1 protein-coding gene is annotated in these 2,094 nt (G+C 68.2%); it reads right to left on the bottom strand.

Translation table 11 applies throughout. The annotated features are described in order from the left end of the window. The coding region (locus JX325_RS18315) for a PD-(D/E)XK nuclease family protein (protein ID WP_374220648.1) at nt 1-1,953 on the bottom strand (1,953 nt) is incomplete at its 3' end. Nucleotides 1,954-2,094: the final 141 nt, after the last annotated feature.

Here is a 2,094-nt window from a genome sequence, read left to right as displayed (position 1 = left end):
CACAAAGGCGGGGCGCAGCTCCGCGCCGGAGACGTCGGCGGCGGGCCAGCTGACCGTCAGCCCCTGGGTGGGCTGGGCCAGGGCGGCGTAGAGGTTTTGGAGCTCGATGCCCATCTGGTCCATGCCGGTGGGGGCCAGCTCGGCGCCCCGCCGGGCCAGCTCCGCCCGGTCGTCCTCCCCCAGGATGCCGCCCCCCTGGCCGGGGGTGGGGAGCACATGGTCGTTGGCCCCCAGGAGAAAGAGGTATTTGGCGGTGTGGCGGTCGTTCCGGGCCACGCCGGAGACCTGGACCTGGTCTAAGGAGACGGGGATGGTGCCCACGCTGTACTGGGTCAAGACCTGCCGGAGAAGGCGGGTGAACTCCTCCAGCTCCATGGGCTCCTCCCCCACGATTTCCACAAACTGGTCCAGCACGCCGCAGAGGATCTCCCACAGCTGGGCGGTCTCCTCCGCCTCCTGGAGGCGGCCCGCCTGGGCCTGGGCCTTCATCTGGGTTTCCAGGGCGTCCTGGAGGCGGAGCTCCTCCATGAAATCATAGAGGGCCCCCACCTTGGCGGCGGCGGTGGCGCCGGTTTTCAGGCCCTCCGCCAGGCGGGAGAGGGGGCCCTGGCCCCGGCGTCGCAGGGCGTTGACCTTGGCGAGCCGGGCCTCCCGCGNCTGGGTCCAGGGGGCCCCGTAGCCGTCCGGGTTCTCCGCCCAGTCCACGTCCCGCAGCCACATGCCGCCGTGAACCTCCCACTTGAGGACGTAGTTCTCCAGCTCGTCGCACTCCTCCGGGGCCAGGCCCGCAAGGNCGGTTTTCAGCCAGCGGAACATGTCGTCGTACTCATACCCCCCGCCCACGGCGGCCAAAGCCCCGGTGAGAAGGCTCAGGGCCGGTTTTTCCAGAATGTCGCTGCGGCGGCTTAGGTAGGCGGGAATCTGCCAGCGCTCAAACACCGTCTCGATGACGGATTCGTAGGCCTCCATGTTCCGGGCGGCTACCGTGATCTCNCGGCAGCGGCATTTTCCCTCCCAAAGCAGACGGCGGATGGCGGCGGCGGTCTGCTCCACCTCGGAGAGGACCGTGTCCGCCTGGAGGAGGCGGATTTGGGGGGCGTCCCCCTGATNNNGCAGGGATNCGNCGAAGAAATGGCGCTCNAGGTGGCCCAGGGCGGAGGGGTCCCGGGCGGTGAGGGTTTCCACCCTGACCGGCTTCCCCTCCCGCTCCGCCAGGCGGCGGAGGCGGTCCAGGGTGCGGAGGGAGGCCTCGAACATCTCCTCCTTGCTGTCCGGCTCCCCCAGGAGGGTGACGGTGAGGCTGTGGGCCTGGCGGAGGAGGATGGAGAGGCAGCGGCGCTCCTGACCGGTGAAATAGGTGANGCCGTCGATGCAGACATCCTTATTCAGGGCGNAGCCGGATTCCTCCAGGCTGTCGCAGAGCTTGGTCATATAGTCCCGGGCGTCCAGGCCGGGGCGGAGGAGGCGGGCCTCATAGGCGGCGTAGAGAAGGCTCAGGTCCCGGAGCTNGTCATGGGTGGCCCCGGCGATGGCCTGGGACTGCTCGTAGAGGGTTTCGGGGGAGACCTCGTAGCAGCGGAGCTCGTCGAAGAGGTCCAGAAGCTGGCGGAGGAAGGCGGACTTCCGGGAGGGGCGGCGGTAAACCGTCAGCTCCGGCAGGACCTCCAGCAGGGCCTTTTCCAGGGTGAGGAGCTTGCCCCCGGCGTCCAGGGTTACCTGGGCCGCGCCGCCGGTGATGGAGAGGACCCGGTCCGAGAGGCGGCGGAAGCTCAAGACCTCGGCAAAGCGGCTGGANGAATNGCCGCAGGTCCGGCACAGGTCCACCTCCGCCTGGTGGGAGGCGTGCTCGGGCACCAGGAGAATCTGGTCCCGGCCGCCGGGGCGGGCGGCGATGCGGCTTAATACCGCGGTGGATTTGCCGGTTCTGGCCCGGCCCGTTAAGAGCGTCAGCATGGAAAGCGCCTCCTTGGTCATGGTTTCATGTGGAACAGTATAGCATAGTTTCTCCCGCGCCGGACAAAAAATTTTTTCCGCGTGTACAGGGCCGTGCAACTATCCGGGAAAACGGGGTCGGGATATGGGGGGAGCGTGAAC

The sequence above is a fragment of the Oscillibacter sp. CU971 genome (genome assembly GCF_905219725.1).
Lineage (GTDB): Bacteria > Bacillota > Clostridia > Oscillospirales > Oscillospiraceae > Oscillibacter.
Note: the sequence above shows the minus strand (reverse complement) of the source record. Positions and strands in the feature narration are given on the sequence as shown.